The following is a 26,921-nucleotide window of genomic DNA, read 5'->3' as shown; positions in this document are numbered from 1 at the left end:
AACTCCTCCGGGCGGCGAAATCCGCCGGACCAGTCTGGCTCCGGCAGAAACCAAGCAGTCAGCCACAAGGAGACCGAACCGTGAAGAGCGCCGTGGAGACCCTGAACCCGACCCGGGTTCGGCTCACTGTCGAGGTGCCCTTCGAGGAGCTCAAGGACAGCCTCGACGCGGCGTACAAGAAGATCAACCAGCAGGTCACGGTGAAGGGCTTCCGCAAGGGCAAGATCCCGGCCCGCGTCATCGACCAGCGCTTCGGCCGCGGTGCGGTGCTGGAGGAGGCCGTCAACGACGCGCTTCCGAAGTTCTACACCGAGGCGGTCAACGAGGCCGAGCTGAGCCCGCTGGGCCAGCCCGACGTCGACATCACCGAGCTGAAGGACGGCGAGACGCTGAACTTCACCGCCGAGGTCGACATCCGCCCGACCCTGGAGATCCCGGACTACTCCGGCATCGAGGTCGAGGTCGACGCCGTCGAGGTGACCGACGAGGACATCGAGAAGTCGGTCGAGCAGCTCCGTGAGCGCTTCGCCTCCACCTCCCCGGTCGAGCGCGCCGCCGAGGACGGCGACGTGGTCACCATCGACCTGGAGGCCAAGGTCGACGCCGAGGTCCTCGAGGACGGCATCGCCAACGGCGTCTCCTACACGATCGGCTCCGGCGAGCTGCTCGACGGCATCGACGACGCCGTGAAGGGCCTGGAGGCCGGTGGCGAGGCCACCTTCACCTCCGAGCTGAAGGGCGGCTCCGCCGCGGGCAAGGAGGCCGAGGTCACCGTCAAGGTCACCCAGGTCGCCGCCCGTGAACTGCCCGAGCTGGACGACGAGTTCGCGCAGCTCGCCTCCGAGTTCGACACCCTGGACGAGCTGAAGGCCGACAGCCGCAAGCGCCTGGCCAACATGAAGCAGTACGACCAGGCCACCCAGGCCCAGGAGCGCGTCCTGGAGAAGCTCCTCGAGCTGGTCGAGGTCCCGGTCCCCGAGAAGCTGCTCGAGGACGAGATCAACACCCGCAAGCACAACCTGGAGCACCACCAGCTCGGCCAGATGGGTCTCACCCTCGAGAAGTACCTGGAGATCCAGGGCAAGACCGTCGAGGAGTTCGAGACCGAGACCCGCGAGGCCGCGGTCAAGGGCATCAAGACCCAGTTCGTCCTCGACGAGCTGGTCAAGAAGGAGAACCTCAACGTCAACCAGGAGGAGCTCACCGAGCACCTCATGCGGCGTGCGGCCTCCTCCGGCATGTCCCCCGACCAGTTCGCCCAGGCCGTCGTCGAGGGCGGCCAGGTGCCGCTCCTGGTCGGCGAGGTCGCCCGTGGCAAGGCCCTGGCCGTCGTGGTCGAGTCCGCCACGGTGAAGGACACCAACGGCGAGGTCATCGACCTGGACGACGAGGACGAGACCGAGGCCGCCATCGAGACCGTGGAGGCCGCCGAGGGCGCCTCCGAGGCCACCGAGGAGACCACCGAGGGCTGAGCGGCCCTACGGCGCCTCTGACGACGTAGACGGGCCCCTGGGAGTTTCTCCCGGGGGCCCGTGTCGTTGCCGCGACGGGCAGCCAACCCAGGGGCGCGGGGCTGTGTCGATATGCGGCTCCGCCGCGGGGCGCGACCAGCCACCACGCACCCGCAGCCGACCATGACGGGTTGGCACCACGTCGCTACGCCCCCGGCGAACACTGGCTTCTCCGGGATTCCCCGAAGGGACCATCGCGTTAGGGTCCATGAAAGGCAGAACAATGAGACGGCCCGGCGCCGTCGCCAGACGAGCAGGTGGATACGTGACGAATCTGATGCCCTCCGCCGCCGGCGAGCCTTCCATCGGTGGTGGCCTCGGCGACCAGGTCTACAACCGGCTGCTCGGCGAGCGGATCATCTTCCTCGGCCAGCAGGTCGACGATGACATCGCCAACAAGATCACCGCGCAGCTGCTGCTCCTTGCGGCCGACCCCGACAAGGACATCTACCTCTACATCAACAGCCCCGGCGGCTCGGTGACGGCCGGCATGGCGATCTACGACACCATGCAGTACATCCCGAACGACGTGGTCACGATCGGCATGGGCATGGCGGCCTCGATGGGCCAGTTCCTGCTCACCGGCGGCACCGCCGGCAAGCGCTTCGCCCTGCCGCACACCGACATCATGATGCACCAGGGCTCCGCGGGCCTGGGCGGTACGGTCTCGGACATCAAGATCCAGGCCCAGTACCTGCTGCGCACCAAGAAGACCATGTCCGAGCTGACCGCGCTGCACTCCGGCCAGACCGTCGAGACGATCGTCCGCGACGGCGACCGCGACCGCTGGTTCACCCCGGAAGAGGCCAAGGAGTACGGTCTCATTGACGAGATCATCACGCACGCCTCGGGTGTTCCGGGAGGCGGCGGCACCGGTGCCTGACCGGCCCGGCCACGCCACGCACCGCCGAGACCCCAGCCCCCCGAACGCCACCAGGACGGTGAACCCCATGAGCAACTTCCCCGGCGCCGCCAGCGGCATGTACGAAGGGCCCCGCCCCGACAGCCGCTACGTCATCCCGCGCTTCGTCGAGCGCACCTCCCAGGGCATCCGCGAGTACGACCCGTACGCGAAGCTCTTCGAGGAGCGCGTGATCTTCCTGGGCGTCCAGATCGACGACGCCTCTGCCAACGACGTCATGGCGCAGCTGCTGTGCCTGGAGTCGATGGACCCGGACCGGGACATCTCGATCTACATCAACAGCCCCGGTGGTGACATGACGGCCCTCACGGCCATCTACGACACCATGCAGTTCGTGAAGCCCGACATCCAGACGGTGTGCATGGGCCAGGCGGCCTCCGCCGCGGCCATCCTGCTCGCCGCCGGTACGCCGGGCAAGCGCATGGCGCTGCCGAACTCGCGCGTGCTGATCCACCAGCCGGCCGGCTCCACCGGCCGCGGTCAGCTCTCCGACCTGGAGATCATCGCCAACGAGTTCACCCGGATGCGTGACCAGCTGGAGTCCATGCTGGCCAAGCACTCCAACCGGCCGATCGAGCAGGTTCGCGAGGACATCGAGCGCGACAAGATCCTCACGGCCGAGGAGGCGCTCGAGTACGGCATCGTCGACCAGATCATCTCCACCCGGAAGATGAACAACGCCGACGTTCGCTGACGCGGGTCGACGCATCCGTCGACGTAGTCTCTCCCCCTCTTGGCACCGTGCACGTCAAAGTGAACCCTGCCAAGGGGGGCCCGAACACGGGGCCCGGCAAGGTACCGTCGGACATAAGGCAGCACCAGGAGCCGCTGGATTCGAAAGCGTCCAGGCGTCTCCCAGGCGAAGGGGAAGCACACCGTGGCACGCATCGGTGACGGCGGCGATCTGCTCAAGTGCTCGTTCTGCGGCAAGAGCCAGAAGCAGGTCAAGAAGCTCATCGCAGGGCCCGGTGTGTACATCTGCGACGAGTGCATCGATCTCTGCAACGAGATCATCGAGGAGGAGCTCGCCGAGACGAGCGAGGTGCGCTGGGAGGAACTCCCCAAGCCTCGCGAGATCTACGAGTTCCTGGAGGGCTACGTAGTCGGCCAGGAGGCCGCGAAGAAGGCGCTCTCCGTCGCGGTGTACAACCACTACAAGCGGGTCCAGGCCGGCGAGAACGGCGGTGCCCAAGGCCGTGACGACGCCATCGAGTTGGCGAAGTCCAACATCCTTCTGCTCGGCCCCACGGGTTCGGGCAAGACTCTCCTCGCGCAGACCCTGGCCCGCATGCTGAACGTCCCGTTCGCCATCGCCGACGCGACGGCGCTGACGGAGGCGGGCTATGTGGGCGAGGACGTCGAGAACATCCTGCTGAAGCTCATCCAGGCGGCGGACTACGACGTCAAGAAGGCCGAGACGGGGATCATCTACATCGACGAGATCGACAAGGTCGCGAGGAAGAGTGAAAACCCTTCCATCACCCGCGACGTGTCGGGCGAGGGCGTCCAGCAGGCCCTGCTGAAGATCCTCGAGGGCACCACGGCCTCCGTCCCGCCCCAGGGCGGCCGTAAGCACCCCCACCAGGAGTTCATCCAGATCGACACGACGAACGTCCTGTTCATCGTGGGCGGTGCCTTCGCGGGTCTGGAGAAGATCATCGAGTCCCGGGCCGGCGCCAAGGGCATCGGCTTCGGCGCGACGATCCGCTCCAAGCGCGAGCTGGAGGCCAAGGACCAGTTCGAGGACGTCATGCCCGAGGACCTGGTCAAGTTCGGCATGATCCCGGAGTTCATCGGCCGTCTGCCCGTCATCACGAGCGTCCACAACCTGGACCGCGAGGCCCTGCTCCAGATCCTGGTCGAGCCCCGCAACGCGCTCGTCAAGCAGTACCAGCGCCTCTTCGAACTCGACGGCGTGGAGCTGGACTTCGAGCGCGAGGCCCTGGAGGCCATCGCCGACCAGGCCATCCTCCGCCAGACCGGCGCCCGCGGCCTGCGCGCCATCATGGAGGAGGTCCTCATGTCGGTGATGTACGAGGTCCCGTCCCGCAAGGACGTGGCCCGCGTGGTCATCACCGCGGACGTGGTCCACTCCAACGTCAACCCGACCCTGATCCCGCGGGACGCCCGCGGGCGGGGGGCGGGGGAGCAGAAGACGGCGTAACCGCACCCGGCAACGCACACGAAGGGGCCCCGGTCAGTCGACCGGGGCCCCTTCGCCGTCGTGCCCTACCTCATCAGGACTTGACGCGCACGTCGTTGCGGAGCTTTGCGGCCAGGTCCGCGGTGTCGGCGATCGTGCCGCCCTCACCGGAGGCAAGGCTGGCGAGGCTGAACGCCGTGACCCGGGCGGTCGTGCTGTGGTCGGCCCAGATGCAGACCGGCACCTTGACCGTCTTCGCCCCGGTGGTCGAGCCCGAGCTGCTGTTGTCGAACTCGGCCACCTGGCACTTCATGACGCCGTTGGAGAAGCCCGCCGGGTTGACCGTCTCGGGGCTGCCGATCAGCTTGCCCTTGTCGTCCTTCTCGGACTCCGTCTTGGCCTTCGCGAAGGCGGCGTCGATGAGCCCCTCGGGGTCGTCGATCGTGCCGTACACACCGCTGAAGGAGAGGCCCTTCGCGGTCAGCCCCTTGCCGTTCTGGTAGGCGCCGCTGACGCCCTTGGGGTTCTTCACCCCGGCCTTCTCGAAGTCCTGGAGGTCGGAGTCGCTGACGTTGTCCGCGTCGCTCGAGTCCGCCGACTTCGCGTACGTCCCGTTGATCACCGACGCCGGGGCCGTCAGCTTGTGCGGGCCGTCGTCCGCGACGTCGCCGCCGCCCCCGCCCCCGCCCCCGTTGAGCATGAAGGCCGCGCCCACGGCGACCGCCGCGACGACCGCCACCGCGCCGATGATCAGGCCCGTCTTCTTCTTGCCGCCGCCCGGAGCGGGCGGCTGCGGGACGCCGTAGGGCTGCTGGCCGTAGGGCGGCTGCTGACCGTACGGGTTCGGCTGCTGCGGCATGCCCTGCTGCGGCGCGCCCTGCTGCGGGTAGCCGTACCCGGGCTGCGGCGGGGCCGGAGGGGCCTGCTGCGGATAGCCGTAGCCGGGCTGGGGCGCCTGCGGCTGCTGGCCGTAGGGACCCGGCTGGCCGTAGGGACCAGGCTGCCCCGGCTGGCCGTAGGGCGGCTGCTGGCCGTACGGGCCCGGCTGGTTGTTGCTCATTTCTGGGTTCCCCTCCAGATGCTTATGTGTTCCTGACATCCTGGACCAGGCACAGAAGCCACACGGCACCGGGGGCCGCACCGTTACACAACAAACGCGTTTCGGGACCACGCCGTGACACCTCTAAACTGACCCCCGTGACCGAGAACGCTCAGCAGCAGCCACCCGCGCCCGACACCGAACTGCCGACCCAGTACGCGCCGGCCGATGTAGAGGGGCCGCTGTACGAGCGCTGGGTAGAGCGGGGTTACTTCGAGGCGGACGCGAAGAGCGACAAGCCGCCGTACACGATCGTCATCCCGCCGCCGAACGTCACCGGCAGCCTCCACCTGGGCCACGCCTTCGAGCACACCCTCATCGACGCCCTGACCCGCCGTAAGCGCATGCAGGGCTACGAGACCCTGTGGCAGCCGGGCATGGACCACGCCGGTATCGCGACGCAGAACGTCGTCGAGCGCGAGCTGGGCAAGGAGGGCAAGTCCCGCCACGACCTCGGCCGTGAGGCCTTCGTCGAGCGTGTCTGGCAGTGGAAGGGCGAGTCCGGCGGCCAGATCAGCGGCCAGATGCGCCGCCTCGGCGACGGCGTCGCCTGGTCCCGTGAGCGGTTCACGATGGACGAGGGCCTGTCCCAGGCCGTCCAGACCATCTTCAAGCGGCTCTACGACGACGAGCTGATCTACCGCGCCGAGCGCATCATCAACTGGTGCCCCCGCTGTCTGACGGCGATCTCGGACATCGAGGTCGAGTACCAGGACGACGACGGCGAGCTGGTCTCCATGAAGTACGGCGAGGGGGACGACACCATCGTCGTCGCCACCACCCGTGCCGAGACCATGCTCGGTGACACCGCCGTCGCCGTTCACCCCGACGACGAGCGGTACAAGCACCTCGTCGGCAAGCTCATCAGGCTCCCGCTGACCGACCGCTCCATCCCGGTCGTCGCGGACACGCACGTCGACCCCGCGTTCGGCACCGGCGCCGTCAAGGTCACCCCGGCCCACGACCCGAACGACTTCGAGATCGGCCAGCGGCACAACCTGCCGTCCCTCACCGTGATGGACGAGCACGCCGTCATCACCGCCCACGGCCCCTTCCAGGGCCTGGACCGCCTTGAGGCCCGCTCGGCGATCGTCGCCGCCCTGCGCGCCGAGGGCCGGATCGTCGCCGAGAAGCGGCCGTACGTCCACAGCGTCGGCCACTGCTCGCGCTGCAAGACCACCATCGAGCCCCGCCTGTCCATGCAGTGGTGGGTCAAGGTCGGCCCGCTGGCGAAGGCTGCCGGTGACGCGGTCCGCGACGGCAAGGTCAAGATCCACCCCCAGGAGATGGAGAAGCGCTACTTCGACTGGGTCGACAACCTCCACGACTGGTGCATCTCGCGGCAGTTGTGGTGGGGTCACCGGATTCCCGTCTGGTACGGGCCGAACGGTGAAGTCGTCTGCGTCGGCCCGGACGAGGAGCCGCCCACCGGCGAGGGCTGGCACCAGGACACCGACGTCCTCGACACCTGGTTCTCCTCCGGCCTGTGGCCCTTCTCCACCCTGGGCTGGCCCGAGCAGACCGAGTCGCTCGCGAAGTTCTACCCGAACTCCGTCCTGGTCACCGGCTACGACATCCTCTTCTTCTGGGTCGCCCGGATGATGATGTTCGGCCTGTACGCGATGGACGGCACCCCGCCGTTCCACACCATCGCCCTGCACGGCATGGTCCGCGACCAGTTCGGCAAGAAGATGTCGAAGTCCTTCGGCAACGCGGTCAACCCGCTGGACTGGATGGACAAGTACGGCAGCGACGCCCTGCGCTTCACCCTCGCCCGTGGCGCCAACCCGGGTGTCGACGTCCCGATCGGTGAGGACTGGGTCCAGGGCTCCCGCAACTTCGCCAACAAGATCTGGAACGCGACGCGCTTCGCGCTGATGAACGGCGCGACGGTGGACGGCCCGCTGCCGGACGCCTCCGCCATGTCGGCGACGGACCGCTGGATCCTCTCCCGCCTCAACTCCGTCATCTCCGAAGTCGACGCGCTCTACGACGACTTCCAGTTCGCCAAGCTGTCCGACGCCCTCTTCCACTTCGCGTGGGACGAGGTCTTCGACTGGTACGTCGAGCTGTCCAAGACGACGTTCCAGGCGGGCGGCGCGGCGGCCGAGGTGTCGAAGCGGGTCCTCGGCGAGGTCCTCGACGTCACCCTCAAGCTGCTGCACCCGATCGTCCCGTTCGTGACGGAGACCCTCTGGACGACGCTGACCGGCGGCGAGTCGGTCGTCATCGCCGAGTGGCCGACCGACAGCGGCTTCCGTGACGCGGCCGCCGAGGGCGAGATCGAGTCGCTCCAGTCGGTCATCACCGAGGTCCGCCGCTTCCGCGCCGACCAGGGTCTGCAGCCGGGCCAGCGGGTTCCGGCCCGCCTGACGCTGGACGGTACGGCGCTGGCCCCGCACGAGGCCGCCATCCGTCAGCTGCTGCGCCTCCAGCCGGAGGGCGAGTCCTTCACGGCCACGGCCACGCTGCCGGTCGCGGGTGCCGAGGTCGCCCTCGACCTCTCCGGCACGATCGACGTGGCCGCGGAGCGCAAGCGGCTCGCGAAGGATCTGGCCGCCGCGGAGAAGGAGAAGGCCCAGGCCAACGCCAAGCTCGGCAACGAGGCGTTCCTGGCGAAGGCCCCGGACCAGGTGGTCGACAAGATCCGCGGGCGCCTTGCCAAGGCGGACGAGGACATCGCCCGCATCCAGGCCCAGCTGGAGCGGTTGCCGCAGGCGTAAGCCTTCGTACGGCCCTGAAGGCCCCCGGAACTGCGAGGTTCCGGGGGCCTTCGCGTACCCGGGGCCCGACGGGGCTGCAACTCCCCAGGGCGCGGGACTGTGTCGACATGCGGCTCCGCCGCGTGGGCGCGACCAGCCCCCACGCACCCGCAGCCGGTCGACAAGACAAGCCACCCCATACCGGCGCCGCGAAGCCACCGCCCGCTCCGTAGACTGGCCCTGTGAGCGACCTCCCGCACGAAAACGACCAGCCCGACCCCCTCGACGCCTTCGAAGAACTCATCGCCGAGGAGACCGACCGCGACCCCGACCTCGCGGTGATCGAGGCCGGCAGCCGCACCCTGCGCACCCAGGGGGGCCCGTCGCAGGCCGACGTGCCCGGGCGGCCGGAGGACCCCGAGGTCGACAAGGCCCTGCGTGAGGTCGAGACGGAGCTGGCCGGCCGCTGGGGCGAGACCAAGCTGGAGCCCTCCGTCAGCCGTATCGCCGCGCTGATGGACGTGCTGGGCGAGCCGCAGCGGTCGTACCCCTCGATCCACATCACGGGCACGAACGGCAAGACCTCCACCGCCCGCATGATCGAGGCCCTGCTCGGCGCCTTCGAGCTGCGCACCGGCCGGTACACCAGCCCGCACGTGCAGTCGATCACCGAGCGGATCAGCCTGGACGGCGCCCCGATCTCCGCCGAGCGGTTCATCGAGACGTACCAGGACATCAAGCCGTACATCGAGATGGTGGACGGCCTGCAGGAGTTCCGGCTGTCGTTCTTCGAGGTGCTCACCGGCATGGCGTACGCCGCCTTCGCGGACGCCCCCGTCGACGTCGCCGTCGTCGAGGTCGGCATGGGCGGCAGCTGGGACGCGACGAACGTGATCGACGGCGATGTCGCGGTGATCACCCCGATCTCGCTCGATCACACCGACCGGCTCGGCGCGACGCCGGGCGAGATCGCCGGTGAGAAGGGCGGCATCATCAAGCAGGACGCGACGGTGATCCTGGCGCAGCAGCCGGTGGACGCGGCGCAGGTGCTGCTGAAGAAGGCCGTCGAGGTGGACGCGACGGTGGCCCGGGAGGGGCTGGAGTTCGGCGTCGTGGCCCGGCAGGTCGCGGTCGGCGGGCAGCTGGTCACCCTGCGCGGTCTGGGCGGTGAGTACCCCGAGGTGTACCTGCCCCTGCACGGCGCCCACCAGGCGCACAACGCGGCCGTGGCGCTCGCGGCCGTGGAGGCGTTCTTCGGCGTCGGCGCGCTGCGCGCGGAGTCGCTGGACATCGACACCGTGCGCAAGGCCTTCGCGGCCGTGTCCTCGCCGGGCCGGCTGGAGGTCGTACGGCGGTCTCCGACCATCGTCCTGGATGCCGCCCACAACCCGGCGGGCGCCGAGGTCACCGCAGAGGCCGTGCGCGAGGCGTTCGACTTCAGCCGGCTGATCGGTGTGGTCGGGGCGAGCGCGGACAAGAACGTACGGGGGCTGCTGGAGGCGTTCGAGCCGATCTTCGCCGAGGTCGTGGTCACGCAGAACTCCACGCACCGCGCCATGGACGCGGACGAGCTGGCCGCGATCGCCGTCGAGGTGTTCGGCGAGGACCGGGTCCAGGTCGAGCCGCGGCTGCCCGAGGCGCTGGAGGCCGCGATCACGCTGGCCGAGGAGGAGGGCGAGTTCGCGGGCGGCGGGGTGCTGGTCACCGGCTCGGTCATCACGGTGGGCGAGGCCCGCCTGCTGCTGGGGAAGGGCTGAGGTTCCGTAGTGCGTACGCTCTGTTCGTCGACGCTGATCGGCGAGTTCTTCATCATCGGGTTCGCCGGGCTCGTGGCCATGAAGGACCCGGACCTGTCCACGACGACGGTGTGGCTGGTCAGCGGTATCGCCATGGTCCTGTGCGTGCTGCTGTGCGGCATGGTGACCAGGCCGGGCGGTGTCGCCCTCGGCTGGGCCCTGCAGCTCGCCCTGGTCGCCTCCGGTGTCTTCGTCCCGACGATGTACTTCATGGGCGCGGTCTTCGCGGCGCTGTGGTGGGCGTCGGTGCACTACGGCAGAAAGGTCGACGAGGCCAAGGCCCGTTTCGCGGCGCGGACCGAGTCCACGTCGTCCCCCACTACACCTGACGCTGCGTGACAGCAACACGGACACGCCCTGTAACCTCGTCCCACCGCACACGTCAGTCGTAAGGAGCCCCCCGTGACCCAGCGCACCCTCGTCCTGCTCAAGCCCGACGCCGTCCGTCGCGGCCTGACCGGCGAGATCATCAGCCGTATCGAGCGCAAGGCCGGCTGGCGGATCACGGCGCTGGAGCTGCGCACCCTGGACCAGGACACGCTGGAGCAGCACTACGGCGAGCACAAGGGCAAGCCCTTCTACGAGCCGCTGGTGGAGTTCATGGCCTCCGGCCCGGTCGTGGCGCTGATCGTCGAGGGTGAGCGGGTCATCGAGGGCCTGCGTGCGCTGGCCGGCCCGACCGACCCGATCGCCGCCGCGCCCGGCTCCATCCGGGGCGACTTCGGCGTGATCGTCCGCGAGAACCTGATCCACGCCTCGGACTCGGAGGAGTCCGCCGAGCGCGAGGTGAAGATCTTCTTCCCGCGGCACGCCTGAGCGCCATCCGGCGGATTTTCCGCGAATTTTTCTGAGGGGGCGTCAGCTCCACTTGGAGGCCTGACCAGGGCGGCCGTACGTTTTCGGCCGTCCTTTGGCATATGCGTTGCCGATCGGGGGAACGTGTGCCCCCGATGGCCCGTCTCCACAAGCGAGGCGACGCGCCATCTGATGACAATGGCGAAGACCCTCGCGCAGTGTTCGTGCAGGCGCGTTTACGATGGAAGCCTTCACGTCACAGCACCCGCCTCGCCGACCTGATATGCCCTCAAAAGCCCGGGAAGGCCAGATGAATCCGGATGGGGAACTCAATGTCGTTCATCGGCCGTGACATGGCTGTCGACCTCGGGACCGCCAACACGCTGGTGTACGTCAGGGGTCGCGGAATCGTGCTCAACGAGCCGTCCGTCGTCGCGATCAACACCAACACCGGTGGCATCCTCGCGGTCGGTGCCGAGGCGAAGAAGATGATCGGCCGGACGCCGGGCAACATCGTCGCGGTGCGTCCGCTCAAGGACGGCGTCATCGCCGACTTCGAGATCACCGAGCGGATGCTCCGCTACTTCATCCTGAAGATCCACAAGCGGCGGTATCTCGCCCGGCCGCGGGTCGTCGTCTGTGTGCCCTCGGGCATCACGGGCGTCGAGCGCCGCGCGGTCATCGAGGCGTCCTCCCAGGCCGGCGCCCGCCAGGTGCACATCATCGAGGAGCCCATGGCCGCCGCCATCGGCTCCGGTCTGCCGGTCCACGAGGCCACCGGCAACATGGTGGTGGACATCGGCGGCGGCACCACGGAGGTCGCCGTCATCTCGCTCGGCGGCATCGTCACCGCCCAGTCCATCCGCGTCGCGGGCGACGAGCTGGACAACGCGATCATCCAGTACATCAAGAAGGAGTACAGCCTTCTGCTGGGGGAGCGGACGGCCGAGCAGATCAAGATCACGATCGGCTCGGCGTACGACCTCGACGCCGACGAGCACACCGAGGTCCGCGGCCGGGACCTGGTCTCCGGGCTGCCGAAGACCGTCGTCATCTCGGCCGCCGAGGTCCGCAAGGCGATCGAGGAGCCGGTCAACGCGATCGTCGACGCGGTCAAGACGACCCTCGACAAGTGCCCGCCGGAGCTGTCCGGCGACATCATGGACAGGGGAATCGTTCTGACCGGCGGCGGAGCGCTGCTGCGCGGCCTGGACGAGCGGCTGCGCCGGGAGACCGGCATGCCGATCCACATCGCCGAGGACCCGCTGGACAGCGTGGCGCTCGGCTCCGGCAAGTGCGTCGAGGAGTTCGAGGCGCTCCAGCAGGTCCTGGACGCCCAGCCGCGCAGATGACGTAACTCTTCGATTCCGCCGTACGAGATGATCTCCTCTCGTACGGCGGATCGTTGGCATAGAGGCATAAGCTCCCACAAATGGACCCCTTGGGTTTGCGCTTCGCCAGTGGCGCCTTGAGGGGTTCCCGAATTCCTACTGAGGAAGGGCACGGCCGCCGCACGTGAGGGACACGAAAGAGAGCCGGCTGCTCCTGGTCCTGCTGATCGCCATCGCGTTCGCGTTGATCACGGTGGACATCCGCGGAGGCCGGAACTCGCCGGTCGACGGTGCCCGGCAGGCCGCGGCCACGGTGTTCGGCCCGATCGAGAACGGGCTGTCCTCGGCGGTCGACCCCGTCGGCGACGCCGTCTCCGCCGTCCGTGACTCCGGCAGCCGCCACGACCGGCTCGCCGCGCTGGAGAAGGAGAACGCGGCCCTCAAGGCGAAGCTCGGCAGCGACGACCGCAACCGCAGCCGCCTCAAGCAGCTCGACAAGATGCTGAAGATCGCCGGCGAGGGCCAGTACGGCATCAAGGGCGCCCAGGTCATCGCCATAGGGTCCGCGCAGGGCTTTTCCTGGACCATCACCGTCGACGTGGGCGCGAACGACGGCATCAAGCGGGACATGACCGTCCTCAACGGGGACGGCCTGGTCGGCCGGGTCACCACCGTCGGCCCGGACACCTCCACCGTGCTCCTCGCCAACGACCCCGACTTCACCGTCGGCACCCGCATGGAGGGCAGCGACGAACTCGGCTTCGCCTCCGGGCAGGGCGACCGTCCGCTGCGCGTGGAACTCCTCAACGGCAAGGCCGAGGTGAAGAAGGGCGACCGGCTCGTCACCTTCGGCTCCCAGGCCGACAAGCCCTTCGTGCCGGGCGTGCCGGTCGGTGTGGTCTCCCGCGTCGACCCCTCCGGCGGGGGCCTCACCCGCACGCTCTACGTCACGCCGTACGTCAGCTTCACCCAACTCGACGTCGTCGGCGTGGTCGTCGAGGCCCCGAAGAAGGACCCGCGCGACGAGGTCCTGCCGGCCAAGCCCAAGCCGACCCCGACGCCGACGGTGACCGTCACGGTCACCCCCTCGGCGGACGCACCCGCAGACGGCCAGCAGCAGTAGGAGCTGAGTTTTACCCATGCGTGTCAACCGGATCCTGCTCTCCAGCGCACTGGTCGTCGTCGCCCTGGTGATCCAGGTCAGCGTCCTCGCCCGCCTGCACCTGCCGGGCGCCGTCCCGGACCTGCTGCTGCTCACCGTCCTGGGCCTCGCCATGGTGTACGGCCATGTGGGCGGCGCCCTCGTCGGCTTCGGCGCCGGCCTGCTCGCCGACCTCGCCCCACCGGCCGACCACGCGGCCGGCCGCTACGCCCTGGTGCTGTGCGTCATCGGCTACGGCGCCGGACTGATCAAGCCGGAGAACGGCCGCCTGAGGTCGGCGACCGGCCCGATGGCGGTCGTGGTCGCCGCCGCCGTCGGCTCCACCCTGCTGTACGCGGGCGTCGGCGCCCTGGTCGGCGACACCGCCGCCCGCCATGTCGGCCTGACCGGCCTGCTGTTCTCGGCCGCCCTGTACGACCTGCTGCTCGCGCCCTTCGTGGTCCCCGGGGTCATGTGGCTGGCCCGCCGCTCCGACAACGACCCGCTCGCCGAGACCAGCCCCGCCGCCAAGGCCGGCGACATCTCCTCCGGCTGGCTCTCCTCCGGCACCGGCCTGCGCATCGGCAGCCAGCGCGGCGGCCTCGGCTCCCTGAAGGCCAAGGCCCGCACCCGCTCGACCCGGGTCGGCCGGATCAAGGGGGTCAAGCGGCTGTGAGCACACGGCAGTTGCGCAGGGGCACGCACAGCTTCGTCGTATATGACACAGACACACACTGAGAGGGGGAGACAGCCGCAGTGACCAATATTCCCGAGACCGGACGGACCCCACGGGTCCAGACCCGGCTGGTCGTGATCCAGATCCTCGTCCTCTCCCTGCTCGGCACGCTCGGCGGCCGTCTGTGGTACCTCCAGATCCGGGAGGGCGCCGAGTACCAGAAGGAGGCCTCCGGCAACCACGTCCAGCAGGTCGTCGACCCCGCCGTGCGCGGCGACATCCTGGACGCCCGGGGCGTGCCGCTCGCCGACAACGAGACCCGCCTGGTCGTCTCCGCCTCCCGCACCGACCTGCTCAAGCAGAAGGACGACGGCAAGGCCGTCCTCGCCAAGCTGGCCGGCGTCCTCGGCATGAAGCCCGAGGAGGTCAGCCAGAAGGTCCGGCTGTGCGACGCCAAGACCCCGCAGCCCTGCTGGAACGGCTCGCCGTACCAGCCGATCCCGATCACCGACGAGGCAACGCCCAAGCAGGCCCTGCAGATCCGCGAGCGCGCCGAGGACTTCCCCGGCATCACCGCCGAGCCGGAGGCCGTGCGCCGCTACGCGGGCCCCGGCAAGTCCAACACCGCCCAGGTCCTCGGCTACCTCTCGCCGGTCACCGACGACGAGATCCAGAAGGCCAAGGACACCGACTCGCCCTACCTGCGCTCCGACATGGTCGGCCGCTCCGGCCTGGAACGCCGGTACGACAGGGTGCTGCGCGGCAAGGCCGGCGTGACGCGGTACGAGGTGGACAACCTCGGCCGGGTCATCGGCAAGGCCAAGTCGGACGCCGCCGAGTCCGGCTCCAACCTGGTCACCAGCATCGACTCCCGGGTGCAGCGGGTCGCCGAGTACGAGCTGGACAAGGCCATGAAGAAGGCCCGTCAGCAGTTCGACAAGATCACCGGCGAGAACTACAAGGCCGACTCCGGCGCCGTCGTGGTGATGGAGGCCAAGACCGGCCGGATCGTCGCCATGGCCTCCGCCCCCACCTACGACCCGAACGTGTGGGTCGGCGGCATCTCCGGCAAGGACTACAAGGCCCTCACCGGCAAGGACAGCGACTACCCGCTGCTCAACAGGGCCATACAGGGCCAGGCGGCGCCCGGTTCGACGTTCAAGGTGGTCTCCACGGCCGCCGCGGTTCAGGCGGGCTACGAGTGGGACGGCGGTTACCCCTGCACCAGTTCCTACTCGGTGGGTGGCCAGGTCTTCAAGAACTTCGAGGGGGAGAGCTTCGGCCCCATCTCCCTCGGCCGCGCCCTGGAGGTCTCCTGCGACACGGTCTTCTACGGCCTCGCCGACCGGGAGTGGAAGAAGGACGGCGGCATCAACCCCAAGAAGGGCCAGCCCAAGGACTACTTCTTCAAGACCGCCCACCAGTTCGGCCTCGGCAAGGAGACCGGCGTCGACCTGCCCAACGAGGTCACCGGCCGCGTCCCCGACCGCCAGTGGAAGCTCGACTACTGGAAGGCCAACAAGGACGCCTGGTGCAAGTCCGGCAAGAAGGACGGCTCCTACGTCGAGAAGATCGCGTACGAGAACTGCCTCGAAGGCAACAAGATGCGCGAGGGTGACGAGATCAACTACTCCATCGGCCAGGGCGACACCCTCGTCACGCCGATCCAGGAGGCCGTGATCTACGGCGCCGTCGCCAACGGCGGCACCATGTACCACCCGACCATCGGCAAGGCGGTCATCAGCGCGGACGGCAAGACGGTCACGCCGATCAAGCCGAGGAAGTCCGGGAAGCTGCCGGTCAGCCAGGCCACCCTCAAGGGCATGAACGACGCCTTCGCGGGCGTCATCACCCGCGGTACCGCCGCCTGGAAGTTCGGCGGCTGGCCGCAGGACAAGATCGCGCTGCACGCCAAGACGGGTACCGCGGAGGTCTACGGCAAGCAGACCACTGGCTGGCTGGCCACGTACACCAAGGACTACTCGGTGATCATGACGATCGCCCAGGCGGGTACGGGTTCCGGTTCCTCCGGTGAGGCCGTGCGCAACATCTACAGCGCGCTCTACGGCGTCCAGGGCGACGGCTCGATCGACAACAAGAAGGCCCTGCTGCCCGAGCCCCAGAAGGGCCTGCCGAAGGTCCGCACGGACGGCACCATCGCCGCCCCCAAGGTCACCGGCGACCCGGCGAAGGACGTCGAGGCCTCCCAGCAGGACAACCCCACGAACGACGACACCCAGCAGCCCGCCACCAGCCCCTCGCCCAGCACGGGCAACAGCAACACCCGCAGGCGGCCGCGCCGGAGGGGGAGCCGGAGGATGCCCACATGACCGGCAACAGCTTCTCCGTCTCGGGGTACGGCCCCGCGCGGGCCGGCTGGACCAGGATCCTCGCCCGCGACTCGCTGGCCCGCCGGCTCGACTGGCCGATGCTGTTCGCGGCCACCGCGCTGTCGCTGATCGGCTCCCTGCTGGTGTACTCGGCGACCCGCAACCGCACCGAGATCAACCAGGGCGACCCGTACTACTTCCTGATCCGGCACCTGATGAACCTCGGCATCGGCCTCGCCCTGATGGTCGGCACGCTCTGGCTCGGCCACCGGGCCCTGCGCAACGCCGTGCCGGTCCTCTACGGCACCTCGCTGCTCGGGGTGCTGCTGGTGCTCACCCCGCTCGGCGCCACCATCAACGGCAGCCGCAACTGGATCGTCTTCGGCGGTGGCTTCTCGCTCCAGCCCGCCGAGTTCGTGAAGATCACGATCATCCTGGGCATGGCGATGATACTGGCGGCCCGGGTCGACGCCGGTGACAAGCCGTACCCCGACCACCGCACGGTCCTGCAGTCGCTGGGCCTGGCCACCGTGCCGATCCTGATCGTGCTGCTCATGCCCGACCTCGGGACGGTCCTGGCCATGGTGGCGATCATCCTGGGCGTGCTCCTCGCCTCCGGCGCCTCCAACCGCTGGATCTTCGGCCTGCTCACCACCGGCGTGATCGGCTGCGTCGCCATCTGGCAGCTGCACATCCTGGACGAGTACCAGATCAACCGCTTCGCCGCCTTCGCCAACCCCGACCTCGACCCGGCCGGCGTCGGCTACAACACCAACCAGGCCCGCATCGCCATCGGCTCCGGCGGGCTGACCGGCGCGGGCCTGTTCCACGGCTCGCAGACCACCGGCCAGTTCGTCCCCGAGCAGCAGACGGACTTCGTCTTCACGGTCGCGGGGGAGGAACTGGGCTTCCTCGGCGCCGGTCTGATCATCCTCCTGCTCGGCGTGATCCTGTGGCGCGCCTGCCGCATCGCCCGCGACTCGACCGAGCTGTACGGCACGATCGTCGCCGCCGGCATCGTCGCCTGGTTCGCCTTCCAGGCCTTCGAGAACATCGGCATGACCCTCGGCATCATGCCGGTCACCGGCCTGCCCCTGCCGTTCGTGTCGTACGGCGGATCGTCGATGTTCGCGGTGTGGGTGGCGATCGGACTGCTGCAGTCGATCAAGGTGCAGCGGCCGATGTCGGCGTAGGGGCTTTCGCCGGGGCGTAGGGGGCGTTCACCGGGCGGATGCAGGACTGTTCACCGGGTGGATGACGGGAGTTTTCCCGCCATCCACCCTGGATGGCCTCTGCCCTCCCGGCCGTTCTGCCACTAGATTCAATTCATGGCGGATGCGAAACGCGAGATCGAGCGCAAGTACGAATCCGACGACAGTGGGCTGCCCGACCTGACCGGCGTCGGCGGGGTGGCGGACGTCCTCGACAAAGGCCTGGTCGAACTGGACGCCACCTACTACGACACCGCGGACGAGCGCCTGGCCGCCGCCGCCCTCACCCTGCGCCGCCGCACCGGAGGCTCGGACGCGGGCTGGCACCTGAAGTTCCCGGTCGCCCCCGGCGTCCGCGACGAGATCAGAGCGCCCCTCTCCGACACCGTCCCCGACGAGATCGCCGCCCTGGTCCGCTCCCGGGTCCGCTGCGCCGAACTGATCCCCCTCGTCCGGCTCCGCTCCGCCCGCGACGTACGCCACCTCGTGGACGCCGACGGCGCGCTGCTGGCCGAGGCGAGCGTGGACTCCGTGACCGCCGAGCGGCTCACCGGCAAGGGCGGGAGCGCCCAGTGGACCGAGATCGAGGTGGAGCTCGCGGACGACGGCGACCCCGCCTTCCTCGACCGGGTGGAGAAACGTCTGCGCAAGGCGGGCGTACGGCCCTCGAAGGCCCCGTCGAAGCTGGCCCGGGCACTGGAGCAGACCGGAGGCCGGCGGCCCGGCTCCGGACGACGCGCCAAGCCCGTGACCGCCGGCGACCACGTCCTCGCCTACGTACGCGAACAGCGCGAGGCGATCCTCGGCTACGACCCGGGCGTCCGCCGGGACGTACCCGACTCCGTCCACCAGATGCGGGTGGCCACCCGCCGGATGCGCAGCACCTTCCGCAGCTTCGGCACGGTCCTCGACCGGGCCATCGCCGACCCGGTCGCCGCCGAGCTGAAGTGGCTGGCCGGCGAGCTGGGCGTGGGCCGCGACCAGGAGGTGCTGGCCGAGCGCCTGCTCACCGTCCTCGACGGCATCCCGCCCGCCCTGGTCTCCGGACCCGTGCACCAACGGCTCACCACCTGGGCGAGCGCCAAGCACGGCAGCGCCCGCAGCCATCTCATCGGGATCCTGGACTCCGCCCGCTATCTGGCCCTGCTCGACACCCTGGACGCCCTGCTCGCCGACCCGCCGCTGAAGAAGAAGGCGGCGGGGAAGCCGGAGAAGGTCATCGCCGAGGCCGTACGCAAGGACCTCGCGAAGGTGACCCGCCTGGTCACCGACGCCCTGGACCAGTCGCCCGGCGAGCAGCGCGACCTCGCCATCCACGAGGCCCGCAAGAAGGCCAAGCGCACCCGGTACGCGGCCGAGGCGGCCACCCCCGCCCTGGGTGGCCCCGCCGGCTCCCTGGCCAAGTCCATGAAGTCCCTGACCAGCCTGCTCGGCGAACACCAGGACAGCGTCATGGCCCGCCAGACCCTGCGCGAGCTGTCCGCGGTGGCCCACGCGGCCGGGGAGAGCGCGTTCACGTACGGCCTGCTGTACGGCAGGGAGGAGACGGCCGCGGCGGCGGTGGAGACGGAGCTGCCGGGGCTGTGGGAGGAGATCACGGCCGGGGCGGCCGTCTGAGCGTACGGGGAAGGCTTCCGGGCAGGTTACGCTTGATGGTCACCCCTGCCAGCTCACGAAGGTAATCCCCGCGATGTCTGTCGAGTCGGTCTTCCCACAGCTCGAAGCTCTGCTCCCGCATGTGCAGAAGCCGATCCAGTACGTGGGCGGCGAGCTGAACTCCACCGTCAAGGAGTGGGACAGCTGCGACGTCCGCTGGGCACTCATGTACCCGGACGCGTACGAGGTCGGTCTGCCCAACCAGGGCGTCATGATCCTCTACGAGGTGCTCAACGAGCAGGAGGGCGTCCTCGCCGAGCGCACCTACAGCGTGTGGCCGGACCTGGAGGCCCTGATGCGGGAGCACGCCGTCCCGCAGTTCACGGTGGACAGCCACCGCCCGGTGAAGGCCTTCGACGTGTTCGGCCTGTCCTTCTCCACGGAGCTGGGCTACACGAACATGCTGACGGCGCTGGACCTGGCGGGCATCCCGCTGGAGTCGCGCGAGCGGGGGCTGGACGACCCGATCGTGCTGGCCGGCGGCCACGCGGCCTTCAACCCCGAGCCGATCGCGGACTTCATCGACGCGGCGATCATCGGCGACGGCGAGCAGGCCGTGCTGGACATGACGAAGATCATCCGCGAGTGGAAGGCGGAGGGCCGCCCCGGCGGCCGCGAGGAGGTCCTCTTCCGCCTCGCGAAGACGGGCTCGGTGTACATCCCGGCGTTCTACGACGTCGAGTACCTCGCCGACGGCCGCATCGGCCGCGTCGTCCCCAACAAGTCCGGCGTCCCGTGGCGCGTCTCCAAGCACACGGTGATGGACCTGGACGAGTGGCCGTACCCCAAGCAGCCCCTCGTGCCGCTCGCCGAGACGGTCCACGAGCGCATGTCGGTCGAGATCTTCCGTGGCTGCACCCGCGGCTGCCGCTTCTGCCAGGCGGGCATGATCACGCGCCCGGTGCGGGAGCGCTCGATCACGGGCATCGGCGAGATGGTCGACAAGGGTCTGAAGGCGACCGGCTTCGAGGAGGTCGGCCTGCTGTCCCTGTCCTCCGCGGACCACTCGGAGATCGGCGACATCGCCAAGGGCCTGGCGGACCGCTACGAGGAAGACAAGATCGGCCTCTCGCTCCCCTCCACCCGCGTGGACGCCTTCAACGTCGACCTGGCGAACGAGCTGACCCGCAACGGCCGCCGCTCCGGCCTGACCTTCGCCCCCGAGGGCGGCTCGGAGCGCATGCGCAAGGTCATCAACAAGATGGTCTCGGAAGAGGACCTGATCCGGACCGTCGCGACCGCCTACGGCAACGGCTGGCGCCAGGTGAAGCTGTACTTCATGTGCGGCCTGCCGACGGAGACGGACGAGGACGTCCTCCAGATCGCCGACATGGCGATGCACGTGATCCAGAAGGGCCGCGAGGTCTCCCGGTCGAACGACATCCGCTGCACGGTCTCGATCGGCGGCTTCGTCCCCAAGCCCCACACCCCCTTCCAGTGGGCGCCCCAGCTCTCCGCCGAGGAGACGGACGCCCGCCTGGAGAAGCTCCGCGACAAGATCCGCGGCGACAAGAAGTACGGCCGCTCGATCGGCTTCCGCTACCACGACGGCAAGCCCGGCATCGTCGAGGGCCTGCTCTCCCGCGGCGACCGCCGCATCGGCGCGGTCATCCGCGCGGTCTACGAGGACGGCGGCCGCTTCGACGGCTGGCGCGAGCACTTCTCCTACGACCGCTGGATGGCCTGCGCGGACAAGGCGCTGCCCCCCTTCGGCGTCGACGTCGACTGGTACACCACCCGCGAGCGCACGTACGAGGAGGTCCTCCCCTGGGACCACCTCGACTCCGGCCTGGACAAGGACTGGCTCTGGGAGGACTGGCAGGACGCCCTCGACGAGACGGAGGTCGAGGACTGCCGCTGGACTCCGTGCTTCGACTGCGGGGTCTGCCCGCAGATGGACACGCACATCCAAATCGGCCCGACGGGCAAGAAGTTGCTGCCTCTGACGGTCAAGAATGCTGCGCCGGCACCCGCTTCGAGTGGGCACGTGCACTGAGGTGGGCGAGGCGCTCGATCGGGTGGTTGAGGTGCTGGCGGGGGTGAGCGAGGACGAGGTGGCCGCTGCGCTGGCCGCGGTCGGCGCTTCACGTCCTCGTGCGTCGGCTCCGCTGGCGTCCCTTGGGACGCCGCTGCCGCGCCCCGGAAGTGCCCCGCACATCGTTTCCGAGGTGGAGTGGGTCTGAGGGCCCGTTCCAGGACTGAGTGCGACTAAATGGCCCCGAGCCCCTTTCCTGACTGGGAGGGGGCTCGTTGGTGTGCGGTGGCGTGTGAGTCCGTGAGCTTGATGCTGTGGCGTCCCCCCTCAACGCAACTGAGTTACAACTTGCTCCGCCTCAGCAAGGCGCCACGCAAGCGCGGCGAGGGCCCGGCCCGGCCGGCGTCTGTGCCGCGCTCCGAGCGTTCAGCACGCTTGATGTCAGAGAAGGGGTACGTCGTGGCCGGCGCGGTCGCTCAGCGGTTGTCTCTGGGCCATGCCGGTCATTGTCTCCGGCCGTTCGGGGGCGTGCCGGCTCACCTCCGGCGCTCGGTCCGCCCCGAGGGGGAGGTTTCTCCGAGCGTGGGCGCTTGGGCCGCCCAGGAGGAGAACGACAGCGAGGCGGGGCCGCCGGGCGTGTCCCTGCACATGGACAGGAGATGACAGATGCTCGTGCGAGCAACTCGGGCGGTGTGGCACCGGGGGATGCCGGCAGTGGTTGTGGCGACGATGGCGGGGGCGGCCGGCCTGACCGGGGCGGCCCCGGCAACGGCTGCCCAGAACACCACGGTGAATTGCAACGCCGACCCCGGCGCCCTGCAGCCCGCAATCAACGCCGCTTCGCCGGGGAGCACACTGCAGGTGAGGGGGACCTGCGTCGGCAACTTCACCATCGACAAGAACCTGACCCTGACGGGCATCCAGGGCGCGATCCTCGATGGCAACCAGACCGGTTCCACGGTGACGGTCACCAGCGGTGCCCAGGCGCGACTGGTGGCCTTCACCATCACCAACGGCCGCAACTTCAACGGCAGCGGCGTCCTCAACATCAACGGCAGCACGTCGACACTTGACCGCTCCACGGTGACCGACAACACCTCCGTCTTCACCGGCGGCGGCATCTTCAACGACGGCACCAGCACGCTGACGCTGACCAACTCCACGGTGCAGCGCAACACCGCGACAAGCACAGGCGGCATCGACAACCGCGGCACGGTGAGGCTGACCCGCAGTACAGTGCGTAACAACACCTCCAGCTCAGACAGCGGCGGCATCTACAACGGCGGCTCGCTGACGCTGACCAACTCCACGGTGAGCGGCAACACCGCCACCTCCCCCGGCGGTGGCGGCATCTTCAACGACGGCACGCTGACGATGACCCGCACCACGGTGAGGGGCAACACCGCAGATTTCGGTGGCGGCATCTACAACCGCAACGCGGCAACACTGACCCTTTCCTCGGTGGTGGGCAACACCGCTAACGGTGGCCCCGGCAGCGGCGGCGGCATCTTCAACAGCGGTAGCACAGTGATGCTGGACCGCACCCTGGTGCGCAACAACACCCCGGACAACTGTTCTCCCGAGAACACCATTTCCGGCTGCACCAACTGACGAGCGATCACTTGTGCACGGCTTCCGCCCGATCCGGTGGCTGCGGGCCGCGGTCCTTGTGTTGGCGGGTCTGCCCGCAGATGGACACGCACATCCAAATCGGCCCGACGGGCAAGAAGTTGCTGCCCCTGACGGTCAAGAACGCGGCGCCGGCACCTGCTTCGAGCGGTCACGTGCACTGAGGCGGGCGAGGAGGAGTTGGCTGCCGCGCTGACTGCGGTGGGCGCTTTGAGTCCTCGCCCGTCGGCGCGGTTGGTCTCCTCTCGGACGCCGCGGCCTGGTCAAGAACGCTGCGGTCGCCCCCGCCGGGCACCGAGGCTGGCGGGGCGTTCGGTAAGGGTGGTCAGGCGACTCGGCCCCCGGTGCCGGACCGTCCTTCAGGGACGGACAGCAGGCCGACCGTCACCTGCTCGCGGGTCTGTTCGCCGAGCACGTCGGCCACTGCGTCGGTGATCGCGGTGATCAGGCGCGCGGGTGCGTTCGGTACGTCGGGGTGCCGGTAGGCCGCCTCGCGCAGGCTCAGGGTGATGTTCGGGGCCAGGTGGTCGGTCGGTTTCCCACCGATGCCGCGCCGACGCTGGGGGATGCCGATGAGATCGACTGCCACCAGGCGGCTGAACTGCTTGCCGTAGACGGATCCGACCGCGTCTGCGAGTCTGCGGATCAGGCCTTCTTCGGCCGTCTCGTCCAGGGCGGCCTCGCTGATGTGCACGGTGAAGTGAGGCATGGTGGAATCTCCGTTCGTGTCCGCGTGTGGCGGGCGGAGCGACTGCTGATGCCTTTGTGAGCAAAGCATCTTTGCCCTCAAAGGTAAATGCTGGGGGTGTGTAATGGCCGGATCCATGCGGCGCGAGGCCGGGGCGGGTGACGTGGACGCCGCCGTACGTGAGCTGCTGTTGCTCATGCCGCGGATGGCCGGCCGGGTGAAGCGCATTCCCGTGCCTTCGGTGCTCCAGTCGCAGTCGCTGGCGCCCCGTCACCTCTCCTTGCTGTCCTGCCTGTTGTTCGACGGCCCCATGACGGTCAACGAACTGGCCGCGCGTCTGGAGGTGGCGCCCACCACGGTCAGTCTGATGGTCGGGGACCTGAGCGGGAAGGGCATTCTGGACCGGCGCGAGGACCCGTCGGACCGGCGGCGCCGGATCGTGGCCATCGCCCCCGACCAGCACGACGCGATCGCCGCATGGCTCGCCCCGGGCGCCAAGGCCTGGCGCCGCGTACTCACCCCGCTGGACCCGGCGGAGCGGCGCCTTTTCGTCGACACCCTGCGCGCCTATGAGGCGGCCGTGGAAGAAGAACGTGAGCGCTGAGATTCACGCCTCCTCCCGGACGCCGCTACTGAGCCCTGGTGACGGCGTGGCCTTGAGCCCCCTCCCGGATGGGGAGGGGGCTCTTCGGCCTCTGAGTGGCCTTCCTACCAAGCCACCGGCAGCTCCAGCGGGAACCGCCTGATCGTTTCCGTGTCCCACCGCAGTTCCTCCGGCGGCACTGCGAGGCGCAGGCCGGGGAACCTCTCCACCAGGCGACCGATGGCCACTTCGAGCTCCGCCATGGCCAACGGCATGGCGATGCACCGGTGTCCGCCCCAGCCGAAGGTCATGTGCGGAGCGACAGGGCGGTCGAGGTCGATGTCGTGCGGGGACGGGTAGCGCTCCGGGTCACGGTTGGCCGTCAGGTACGACACGTGCACGAAGTCGCCCGCCTTGATCCGCGCACCGTCCAGTTCCACGTCCTCGAGAGCCACGCGGGGGATCCCGACCCCTTTGCGGAACGGGATGCAGCGGAGCATCTCGTGCACGACGTCGGTCACGGTCTCGGGCCGGCGCCTGAGGTGCTGCATCAGCTCGGGACGTGTCAGGAGCAGGTAGGTGATGTCGCTGATCTGGCAGGTCGCCGTGTCCTGGCCGCTGAGCGCCAGCGTCAGTGCCATGACCGCCAGTTCCCTGTCGTCGAGCTGTTCCTCGCCCTCCCGCGCCGCGGCCATCGCGCTGATGAGGTCGGGGCCGGGTGAGTTCCGGCGCTGTCCGACGAGCTTGGCGAAGTAGGCCGTCAGATCGGCCTTGGCTGTCGCGGCGGCCTCCTTGTTGCCCGCGCCGACGACGAGCAGTTGCTGCAGGGACTCCTCGACCCGGGGCCATTCCTCCCGTTCGATACCGAGGAGGTCCAGGAGGGTGTGCTGGGGGAGCTTGTTGGAGAGGTGCTGGACCAGATCCGCCGGCGGTCCCGCGTTCTCCATGTCGTCGAGCAGACGGTCCGTGAGCCAGATGATCCGCTGCCGCATGCCCTCGACCCGCTGCTGCGTGAAGGCCTGCGAGGCCAGGTGGCGGACGCGGCTGCTCTGCGGTGGGTCCATCACGTTGATCGATTCCGGCGAGACGATGGGCTCCGGCGTCATCCGGGGGTAGTCGTGACCGATGATGCCCGCCCTGCTGAACCGTGGGTCGGTGGTCACCTGCTTGACGGAGTCGAAGCCGGTGATCAGCCAGGCGTCCGCATCGCCGTAGGCAAGCCGGATGCGCGCGGGGGAACGACGCTGCATCAGGTCCGCGAGCGCGGGGTCGAAGTCGAGTGCTTCGCTGAAGTCGAACGGGCAGGTGACTGTCTCGTGGTCCGCGGTCATCAGCCGGATCCTCCAGGCATGGGTACGACGTTGGTGACGTTCACGGCCCGGCGAACGGCCTTGGCGAGCCTGACGGCATTGCCGACAGCCCAGTAGTGGACGAAGAACAGGCGCGGTTCGTCGGTGAGGTTGTGGTGGTGCACCTCGACGAGTTCGACCCCACCGCGTCGCAGGGCCGTGAGGGCGGGCTGGACCTCGCCGGCGATCATGACCAGGTCGCCGCTGAGGGCGGCCCGTCCGCCGCCGAGCGGCTGGAAGTTGACGGAGGTGGTGGCGCCCAGTCCCGGAGGCAGGGCCATGTGGCCGTCGGCGACGGTCTCGCGGCGGACATAGACGGACTTGTAGATCTTGCCGTCAGCGCTTCCCTTGACGCCCATGGCGGCGTCGATGGCGGCGGTGTCCAGGTCGACCGGCCGCGCAGGGGTGGCGGGTTGGGCGGGTGGGGTACCCGTGCAGTCGAACGCGGCGCGCAGACCGCGGGCGACGGCGACCGGATCGTGGCCGTGGGCGTGCAGATGGACCCACCAGACATCCGGTTCGTGGGCGAGCAGGTGCTTGTGGATGGCGGTCTGCATGATCCCGTGCTGCTGCAGGACGTCGCAGAAGTGCTGCAGTTCGCGTTCGGTGACCACGGCGTCGCCCATCAGGAGCGTGCTGTGGTCCGCGTATCGGACGAAGGACACGTGCGTACCGAGGGCGAGCGCGGGGTCGATCAGAATGCCGCGCGAGTAGACCTTGAGGTCCCGGCGTGGCAAGCCCGTGTGATACATGAACCGCTTCATGTCACCGGGTCGGCCGAGAGACCTGCCCACGTCCGCCCAGTCCGTCAGCTTGGTCATCACCGGTGCGACCAGGGCGTGGTTCGTCGGTCCGGCGGACAGGGCGTGGGCCCGGGCCGGCACACCGGCAGCTATGGGCGCCAGGGTGGCCGCCGCCAGCAGACGACGCCGGGACGAGGTGAGTCGGGAGCGGGTGTCTTGCTGTCTCTCGTCAGTCATGTCATCGGCCTCCACGCAGGATGCAAGCATGAGAGACCGCGTGGACGGCTGATCGGCACAGTCCACCCGTCCAGGTGGGCTAATGCCGGGGGTGGTCCGCACTGGTTCAACGATGCCGATGATGGGCCCGCTCGCGGTGACGGAGGGTGAGCTGACGCCACATACGGTTGATCGATGAGAAGGGCTCCCCAGGGCAGATGAAATCGCCTAAGTTATTCCGATTAAGATGGTTTCGACGGATGTGGATCGCTCGCAGGTCCACATCCGATCACTTGCAGCCCAGCGGGTGAGCGGAGGCGACAGTCGACAGTGGTGAACACCAGAGGCGCCGATGCGCACAACACCGACCCGTCCGTGCCCCGTGCCCCCCATTCGCCGCACCAACCGCAGGGCTTGCGGACCAT

Annotated in this window: 21 protein-coding genes; 17 read left to right on the top strand and 4 right to left on the bottom strand. The window is 69.0% G+C overall.

Going from position 1 to position 26,921, the window contains the following annotated elements:
* Positions 1-80: 80 nt before the first annotated feature.
* The 4 genes from tig (at position 81) to clpX (ending at position 4,597) form a co-directional block, all read left to right on the top strand.
* Positions 81-1,472, top strand: a complete 1,392-nt coding sequence (gene tig, locus BEK98_RS37355; RefSeq protein ID WP_094221202.1) for a trigger factor — start codon at positions 81-83, stop codon at positions 1,470-1,472.
* A gap of 316 nt (positions 1,473-1,788) precedes the next feature.
* Entirely contained in the window at positions 1,789-2,394 is a 606-nt protein-coding gene (locus tag BEK98_RS37350) for an ATP-dependent Clp protease proteolytic subunit (RefSeq protein ID WP_094221271.1), read from the top strand.
* 67 nt (positions 2,395-2,461) lie between these two features.
* Positions 2,462-3,127: an ATP-dependent Clp protease proteolytic subunit gene (locus BEK98_RS37345; protein WP_094221201.1), complete on the top strand. Its 666-nt coding sequence runs from the start codon at positions 2,462-2,464 to the stop codon at positions 3,125-3,127.
* 183 nt (positions 3,128-3,310) lie between these two features.
* Positions 3,311-4,597 (top strand): ATP-dependent Clp protease ATP-binding subunit ClpX, encoded by a 1,287-nt coding sequence (clpX, locus tag BEK98_RS37340; RefSeq protein WP_094221200.1) that lies wholly within the window; start codon positions 3,311-3,313, stop codon positions 4,595-4,597.
* 73 nt (positions 4,598-4,670) lie between these two features.
* Here the strand turns inward: clpX and BEK98_RS37335 are convergent, their stop codons facing one another.
* Positions 4,671-5,636, bottom strand: coding sequence for a hypothetical protein (locus BEK98_RS37335; RefSeq protein ID WP_094221199.1), 966 nt, complete (start codon positions 5,634-5,636; stop codon positions 4,671-4,673).
* A 137-nt stretch (positions 5,637-5,773) separates the two neighbouring features.
* Between BEK98_RS37335 and BEK98_RS37330 the strand changes: the two genes are divergently transcribed.
* From BEK98_RS37330 to BEK98_RS37265, 12 genes are all read left to right on the top strand, one after another.
* Positions 5,774-8,398 carry a valine--tRNA ligase gene (locus tag BEK98_RS37330; protein WP_094221198.1) on the top strand — a complete coding sequence of 875 codons (2,625 nt, stop codon included), beginning with the start codon at positions 5,774-5,776 and terminating at the stop codon, positions 8,396-8,398.
* Between the two features lie 221 nt (positions 8,399-8,619).
* Positions 8,620-10,134, top strand: coding sequence for a bifunctional tetrahydrofolate synthase/dihydrofolate synthase (gene folC / locus BEK98_RS37325; RefSeq protein ID WP_094221197.1), 1,515 nt, complete (start codon positions 8,620-8,622; stop codon positions 10,132-10,134).
* Positions 10,135-10,143: 9 nt separating this feature from the next.
* The gene (locus BEK98_RS37320) at positions 10,144-10,512 is read left to right on the top strand and encodes a DUF4233 domain-containing protein (protein ID WP_094221196.1); all 369 of its coding nucleotides are present in this window, start codon (positions 10,144-10,146) and stop codon (positions 10,510-10,512) included.
* A 63-nt stretch (positions 10,513-10,575) separates the two neighbouring features.
* Positions 10,576-10,989: a nucleoside-diphosphate kinase gene (gene ndk / locus BEK98_RS37315; RefSeq protein WP_094221195.1), complete on the top strand. Its 414-nt coding sequence runs from the start codon at positions 10,576-10,578 to the stop codon at positions 10,987-10,989.
* Positions 10,990-11,300: 311 nt separating this feature from the next.
* Positions 11,301-12,320 (top strand): rod shape-determining protein, encoded by a 1,020-nt coding sequence (locus BEK98_RS37310; RefSeq protein ID WP_031158632.1) that lies wholly within the window; start codon positions 11,301-11,303, stop codon positions 12,318-12,320.
* A 163-nt stretch (positions 12,321-12,483) separates the two neighbouring features.
* Positions 12,484-13,422 carry a rod shape-determining protein MreC gene (gene mreC, locus BEK98_RS37305; protein ID WP_094221194.1) on the top strand — a complete coding sequence of 313 codons (939 nt, stop codon included), beginning with the start codon at positions 12,484-12,486 and terminating at the stop codon, positions 13,420-13,422.
* Between the two features lie 16 nt (positions 13,423-13,438).
* A complete protein-coding gene (mreD, locus tag BEK98_RS37300) occupies positions 13,439-14,116 on the top strand; it encodes a rod shape-determining protein MreD (protein ID WP_094221193.1) in 678 nt (225 codons plus the stop codon).
* An 80-nt stretch (positions 14,117-14,196) separates the two neighbouring features.
* The gene (gene mrdA, locus BEK98_RS37295; RefSeq protein ID WP_094221192.1) at positions 14,197-16,446 is read left to right on the top strand and encodes a penicillin-binding protein 2; all 2,250 of its coding nucleotides are present in this window, start codon (positions 14,197-14,199) and stop codon (positions 16,444-16,446) included.
* On the top strand, positions 16,443-17,639 hold the full coding sequence (gene rodA, locus BEK98_RS37290; RefSeq protein WP_094221191.1) for a rod shape-determining protein RodA: 1,197 nt from the start codon (positions 16,443-16,445) through the stop codon (positions 17,637-17,639). Before mrdA ends, rodA begins: the two co-directional genes overlap by 4 nt.
* Positions 17,640-17,774: 135 nt before the next feature.
* Positions 17,775-19,274, top strand: coding sequence for a CYTH and CHAD domain-containing protein (locus BEK98_RS37285; RefSeq protein ID WP_094221190.1), 1,500 nt, complete (start codon positions 17,775-17,777; stop codon positions 19,272-19,274).
* A gap of 73 nt (positions 19,275-19,347) precedes the next feature.
* A complete protein-coding gene (locus BEK98_RS37280; protein WP_094221189.1) occupies positions 19,348-21,309 on the top strand; it encodes a TIGR03960 family B12-binding radical SAM protein in 1,962 nt (653 codons plus the stop codon).
* Positions 21,310-21,954: 645 nt separating this feature from the next.
* On the top strand, positions 21,955-22,899 hold the full coding sequence (locus tag BEK98_RS37265) for a right-handed parallel beta-helix repeat-containing protein (protein WP_143684209.1): 945 nt from the start codon (positions 21,955-21,957) through the stop codon (positions 22,897-22,899).
* 343 nt (positions 22,900-23,242) lie between these two features.
* On the opposite strand, the gene BEK98_RS37260 is transcribed toward BEK98_RS37265, so the two are convergent.
* On the bottom strand, positions 23,243-23,626 hold the full coding sequence (locus BEK98_RS37260; RefSeq protein WP_094221185.1) for a hypothetical protein: 384 nt from the start codon (positions 23,624-23,626) through the stop codon (positions 23,243-23,245).
* 103 nt (positions 23,627-23,729) lie between these two features.
* Here BEK98_RS37260 and BEK98_RS37255 point away from each other — a divergent pair, with 103 nt between their 5' ends.
* Complete coding sequence (locus BEK98_RS37255; RefSeq protein WP_244202134.1) at positions 23,730-24,209, top strand: MarR family winged helix-turn-helix transcriptional regulator; 480 nt, start codon at positions 23,730-23,732, stop codon at positions 24,207-24,209.
* 104 nt (positions 24,210-24,313) lie between these two features.
* On the opposite strand, the gene BEK98_RS37250 is transcribed toward BEK98_RS37255, so the two are convergent.
* Both BEK98_RS37250 and BEK98_RS37245 read right to left on the bottom strand, forming a co-directional pair.
* Complete coding sequence (locus tag BEK98_RS37250) at positions 24,314-25,519, bottom strand: cytochrome P450 (RefSeq protein WP_094221184.1); 1,206 nt, start codon at positions 25,517-25,519, stop codon at positions 24,314-24,316.
* A complete protein-coding gene (locus tag BEK98_RS37245) occupies positions 25,519-26,517 on the bottom strand; it encodes a DUF1259 domain-containing protein (protein WP_094221183.1) in 999 nt (332 codons plus the stop codon). Before BEK98_RS37245 ends, BEK98_RS37250 begins: the two co-directional genes overlap by 1 nt.
* Positions 26,518-26,921 lie beyond the last annotated feature (404 nt).

This window comes from Streptomyces diastatochromogenes, assembly GCF_002242805.1.
Taxonomy (GTDB): Bacteria; Actinomycetota; Actinomycetes; order Streptomycetales; family Streptomycetaceae; genus Streptomyces; species Streptomyces diastatochromogenes.
Note: the sequence above shows the minus strand (reverse complement) of the source record. Positions and strands in the feature narration are given on the sequence as shown.

Coding starts and splice junctions, on each gene's coding strand:
- BEK98_RS37350 (WP_094221271.1), top strand. CDS start 1,789: ATGCCCTCCGCCGCCGGCGAGCCTTCCATCGGTGGTGGCCTCGGCGAC.
- BEK98_RS37345 (WP_094221201.1), top strand. CDS start 2,462: ATGAGCAACTTCCCCGGCGCCGCCAGCGGCATGTACGAAGGGCCCCGC.
- BEK98_RS37335 (WP_094221199.1), bottom strand. CDS start 5,636: ATGAGCAACAACCAGCCGGGCCCGTACGGCCAGCAGCCGCCCTACGGC.
- BEK98_RS37310 (WP_031158632.1), top strand. CDS start 11,301: ATGTCGTTCATCGGCCGTGACATGGCTGTCGACCTCGGGACCGCCAAC.
- mreD (WP_094221193.1), top strand. CDS start 13,439: ATGCGTGTCAACCGGATCCTGCTCTCCAGCGCACTGGTCGTCGTCGCC.
- rodA (WP_094221191.1), top strand. CDS start 16,443: ATGACCGGCAACAGCTTCTCCGTCTCGGGGTACGGCCCCGCGCGGGCC.
- BEK98_RS37285 (WP_094221190.1), top strand. CDS start 17,775: ATGGCGGATGCGAAACGCGAGATCGAGCGCAAGTACGAATCCGACGAC.
- BEK98_RS37280 (WP_094221189.1), top strand. CDS start 19,348: ATGTCTGTCGAGTCGGTCTTCCCACAGCTCGAAGCTCTGCTCCCGCAT.
- BEK98_RS37265 (WP_143684209.1), top strand. CDS start 21,955: ATGCTCGTGCGAGCAACTCGGGCGGTGTGGCACCGGGGGATGCCGGCA.
- BEK98_RS37260 (WP_094221185.1), bottom strand. CDS start 23,626: ATGCCTCACTTCACCGTGCACATCAGCGAGGCCGCCCTGGACGAGACG.
- BEK98_RS37255 (WP_244202134.1), top strand. CDS start 23,730: ATGGCCGGATCCATGCGGCGCGAGGCCGGGGCGGGTGACGTGGACGCC.
- BEK98_RS37250 (WP_094221184.1), bottom strand. CDS start 25,519: ATGACCGCGGACCACGAGACAGTCACCTGCCCGTTCGACTTCAGCGAA.
- BEK98_RS37245 (WP_094221183.1), bottom strand. CDS start 26,517: ATGACTGACGAGAGACAGCAAGACACCCGCTCCCGACTCACCTCGTCC.